General features: G+C 64.7%; 1 protein-coding gene. It reads left to right on the plus strand.

Features of this window, described 5'->3' with window-relative positions; genetic code table 11:
• The coding region (locus EOD15_RS27815) for a glucoamylase family protein (protein WP_281035585.1) at positions 1 to 5279 on the plus strand (5279 nt) is incomplete at both ends.

Below are 5279 nucleotides of genomic sequence, written 5' to 3' on the forward strand. Positions count from 1 at the left end.
CTGTTCCTGAAACCGACGCGTCTCGTCGGCTACGATTACCGACACGGCGTTCCGCCCGAGGCTCGCACGCTGGTGGTGGTGCCGTCGCTGATCGGCTCGCGCGACGATGTCGAGGAAAACATCCGCAATATCGAGGTGCATCATCTCGCCAACACGGCCGATGAAATCCATTTCGCGCTGCTGTCGGACTGGCCAGACTCGAAGACCGAGATCGATGCGGCGGACACCGAAATCCTCGAATTCGCCCGTACCGAAATCGCCCGTCTCAACGCCCGCTATCCCTCCGAAGGCGCGCCGCGTTTCTACATCCTGCACCGGCGCCGGCTGTTCAATGCGGCGCAAGGGGCCTGGATGGGCTGGGAGCGCAAGCGCGGCAAGCTGCACGAGCTCGATCTTCTGCTGCGCGGCGACAGCGACACCACGTTCCTGCCGCTCGACGTGCCGCTGCCGGAGAATGTCGTCCATGTGATGACGCTCGATGCCGACACGCGCACCACCCGTGACGCGGTCGCCACCCTCGTAGGCAAGCTCTGCCACCCGCTCAACCGGCCGCATTTCGATGCCAGCAAGCGCGTCGTCACCGCCGGCTACGCGATCCTTCAGCCGCGCATCACCGCGTCGCTGACATCAGGCGACGATGCGTCGTTCTTCCAGCGGGTGTTTTCGGCCAATCGCGGCCTCGACCCTTATGTCTTTGCCGTGTCCGATCTTTATCAGGACGTCTTCGGCGACGGGTCCTTCACCGGCAAGGGCCTCTATCACGTCGACGCCTTCGAGGCCGCCCTGCAGGGCCGCATCGAGGAAAACACCATCCTCAGCCATGATCTGCTGGAAGGCGCGCTGGCGCGCGCGGCGCTGGTCACCGACGTCGAACTGGTTGAGGACTATCCGACCCGCTACTCGGTCGACGCCTCGCGCCACCATCGCTGGGCGCGCGGCGACTGGCAGTTGCTTGGCTTCATGCTCGATCCGCGCTCCGGCGTGCCGGCGCTGTCGCGCTGGAAGATGATCGACAATCTGCGCCGCTCGCTGACTCCGATCTTCTGGGTAATGGCGGCGATCGCCGGCTGGACGCTGCTGCCCTTCACGCAGGCCGCGCAATGGCAGGCCCTGCTGATCCTCAGCCTGTTCATGGCGCCGACATTCGATATCGTCAACGCCATCCTGCCCAAGAGCGGCGACCAGACGCCACGCGGCCATTTCTCGGCTCTGGCGCGCGACGTCGCCTTCGGCACCGCCATGGTGGCGCTGAAGATCGTGCTGATGGCACACAATGCCTGGATGATGGGCGATGCCATCGTGCGTACGCTCTACCGGCTGTTCGTCAGCCGCCAGAACCTTTTGGAATGGCGCACCGCCTCGCAGGCGCACAAGGCGGGCGACAACGATGTCGGGTCGTATTACGGCATGATGTATGGCGCCGTGATCATTGGCTTCGTCGGCCTTGCCATTCCGGTGTTGGCCGATTCGACCGGCGCCTTCGTGGCTTTCTTCTTCGCCCTGTTCTGGATTGGCTCGCCCGCCATCGCCAGCTGGATCAGCCGTTCGGCTGAAACCGAGGATCGGCTGCGCATATCGCAGGCCGACATCCATACGTTGCGCACGGTGGCGCGGCGCACGTGGCACTATTTCGAAAGCTTCGTGACGGCAGAACATCACCATCTGCCGCCCGATAATTTCCAGGAAAGCCCGGCGCCGGTGGTGGCGCCACGCACCTCGCCGACCAACATCGGCGTCTACCTGTTGTCCGTCGTTTCCGCCCGCGACTTCGGCTGGATCAGCCTGTCCGACGCCATCACCCGCATCGACGCCACCATGGCGACGATCGAGGGCATGCCGCGTGAGCGCGGTCACCTCTTCAACTGGTACGACACGACGACACTGAAGCCGCTCTATCCGCTTTACATCTCAGCTGTCGACAGCGGCAACCTCGCTGGCCATCTGGTGGCGGTGGCTGCGGCCTGCGCCGAATGGGCCGAAGCACCTTCCGTCCATCTCCAGGGCGATTTCGAAGGCATTCTCGACACGGTCACCATTCTCAGCGAAAGCCTCGATGATCTGCCCGACGACCGCCGTCAGTTGCGCCCGCTGCGCCAGCGTCTCGCCGACCGCCTCGACGGCATGCGGCGCGCTGTCGACACCATCAAGGCGCAGCCCGAAATGGCGTCGATCCGCACCATCAACCTGGCTGTGCTGGCCGGCGAGATCCGCAAATTGGCCACCGCCATCCATACCGAGGCGGTGTCGCCCCAGAGCGACGTCATTGTCGACTGGGCGGCAAGGCTGGAAGCCTCCTGCGAAGCGCACGTCCATGACGCGCACAGCGACGACAATGCCGTCGAGGCGCTCCGTGCCAAGCTGCTCACCTTGCGCGAGCGCACGCGCCGTTACGCCTTCGAGATGGATTTCTCCTTCCTGATGCGGCCGGAGCGCAAGCTGTTGTCGATCGGCTACCGGGTCGAGGAACACCAGCTCGACGAGAGCTGCTACGACCTTCTGGCTTCCGAAGCCCGGCTGACCAGCCTGTTCGCCATCGCCAAGGGCGACCTGCCGACCGAGCACTGGTTCCGGCTTGGCCGGCCGATCGTCGAAATCGGTTTCCAGGGCGCCCTGATGTCCTGGTCCGGCTCGATGTTCGAATATCTGATGCCGCCGCTGGTGATGAAGGAGCCGCAGGGCTCGATCCTCAACCAGACCAGCAAGCTGATCATCAAGCGCCAGATCCAGTATGGCCGCCAGAAGAACGTGCCGTGGGGCATTTCGGAGGCCGCCTACAATGCGCGCGACCGAGAGCTGACCTACCAATACACAAATTTCGGCGTTCCAGGCCTCGGGCTGAAGCGCGGCCTTGGCCAGAACACGGTGATCGCGCCTTACGCCACCATACTGGCGGCCCAGTTCAATCCGCGTGAAGCCGTGCTGAATCTCGCCCGTTTGCGGGAGATCGGGGCGCTCGGCCGCCACGGCTACTACGATGCCGTCGACTTCACGCCACAGCGCGTGCCGGAAGGCACGGATCATGTCGTCGTCCAGAACTACATGGCCCACCATTCGGGCATGTCGATCGCGGCGGTTGCCGACGCCATCTTCGAAGGTCGCATGCGCGACCGGTTCCACAGCGATCCGGTCATCGAATCGGCCGAACTCTTGCTGCAGGAGAGGGCGCCGCGCGACATCCCGACCGCCACCGTCAGGACCGAGGCCGACGAACGCTCCAAGGACGAGACCGAAGTCGACAGCCCCGACACCCGCATCGTGCTCAATCCGCTGCAGTCGCTGCGGTCCACCAACGTCATGTCGAACGGCCGCTATTCGGTGATGGTCACCGCGACCGGCTCGGGCTACAGCCGCTGGGGCGATCTCTCCGTCACCCGCTGGCAGCCGGATCCGACCGAGGACCGGCTCGGCTCCTACATCTTCCTGCGTGACGCCGGTTCCGGTGACTGGTGGTCGGCTACAGCCGAACCGAAGCGCGCCGCCGAGGAAAAGGCGCAGACCTTGTTCTCCGACGACAAGGCGAGCTTCGTCAAATCGGTGGGCACGTTGCGCTCCGAGGTCGAATGTATTGTCATCTCGGAAGGCAATGGCGAGGGCCGTCGGGTCACGCTCTACAATGACGGTCCGTCCGACCGTCACATCGAGGTGACCTCCTTTGCCGAACTGGTGCTCGGCCTGGAGGCGTCCGACAACGCGCATCCGGCCTTCTCGAAGATGTTCGTGGAAACCGAAATCTCTGCCAACAACGCGGCGATCTTCGCCACGCGGCGCAAGCGCGAGACCAGTGAGCCCGATATCGCCATGGTGCATTTCGTCACCGATCCGTCCGGATCGGCGCGCGATGCCGAGGCCGAAACCGACAGGCGCGCCTTCATCGGCCGTGGCCGTACCATCGTCGATGCGGCCGCTTTCGACCCGGGCGCCAGGCTGGGCGGCCACTCAGGCTTTACGCTCGATCCCGTCGCCTCGCTGCGCCGCCAGGTGCGCGTGCCGGCCAACAAGAAGATATCGCTGACCTTCTGGACCGTCGTCGGCGCTGGCCGCACCGAGCTGGACGAAGCCATCGCCCGCCTCGACCATCCGGAGAGCTTTGCCCGCCAGGCCATGCTTGCCTGGACGCGCAGCCAGGTGCAGACCCGCCATATGGGCCTCAGTCTGACCGATGCCGCCAATGTGCAGAAGCTGGCGCGCTATCTGATCTATCCGGATCCGTTCCTGCGTCTTCCCGCTGAATCCATCGCCTCGGGGCTGGGCAAGCAGTCGAGCCTGTGGCCGACAAGCATTTCCGGCGATTTCCCGATCTTCCTGGTCAGGATCGGCGACGTCGCCGATCTCGAAATCGTTGCCCAGGCGCTGCGTTTCCAGGAATATATGCGCACCCGCGGCATGATGATCGACTTCGTCGTCGTCAACGAGCAGGCGTCCTCCTATGTCCAGGACCTGCAGCGGGCGGTCGAGACGCTGTGCGAAAACAGCCGCCTGCGCGGCAAGGAGCTCGGACCTCGCCAGCACATATTCGCGGTGCGCCGCGATCTCATGGACGAGACCACCTACAAGACGCTGCTCGCTGTCGCCCGGGTGGTCCTGCACACGCGCAACGGCACCATCTTCGACCAGATCGAGCGCGCCGAGGCCGCGGCTCTGCAGGCGCGCGACGCTCTGGCAGCATTGCCAATTCCGCGTGAATTGCCGTCGCCGACACCCACGACGCATACTCCTGCCTCGCAGGCGGTGGCCAATGTCAGCGCCGATGGAAGCGGTCTCAGCCAGTGGAACGGCTTTGGCGGTTTCGACGGCGACGGGCGGCATTATGTCGTGCGCCTGGCCGGCCGCCGCACGACGCCGCAGCCTTGGATCAACGTCGTCTCCAACGCCTCGTTCGGCTTCCATACCTCCGCCGAGGGCGCTGCCTTCACCTGGAGCCGAAACAGCCGCGACTACCAGTTGACGCCGTGGTCGAATGATCCGGTCTCGAACCGGCCGGGCGAGGGCCTCTATATCTACGATCAGGCCAGCGGCAAGGCATTCTCGCCGCTCGCTGCCGTGGTGCGCGATCCCACGATGACCTACGAGGCCTGGCACGGCCAGGGTTTCTCGACCTTCCGCTCGAAGCGCGGACCATTGTCGATGGATCTCACCCATGTCGTCGATCCGGTCCATCCGCTGAAGATCTCGCGGCTGCGCATCCAGAATTCCGGTTCGGTGCCGGCGCGGCTGCGTGTCTATGCCTATGCCGAATGGGTGCTCGGCGGGCACCGGTCGCGCACTGCAGCAACCATCGT

Source organism: Mesorhizobium sp. M7A.T.Ca.US.000.02.2.1 (assembly GCF_003996995.1).
Classification (GTDB): Bacteria; Pseudomonadota; Alphaproteobacteria; order Rhizobiales; family Rhizobiaceae; genus Mesorhizobium.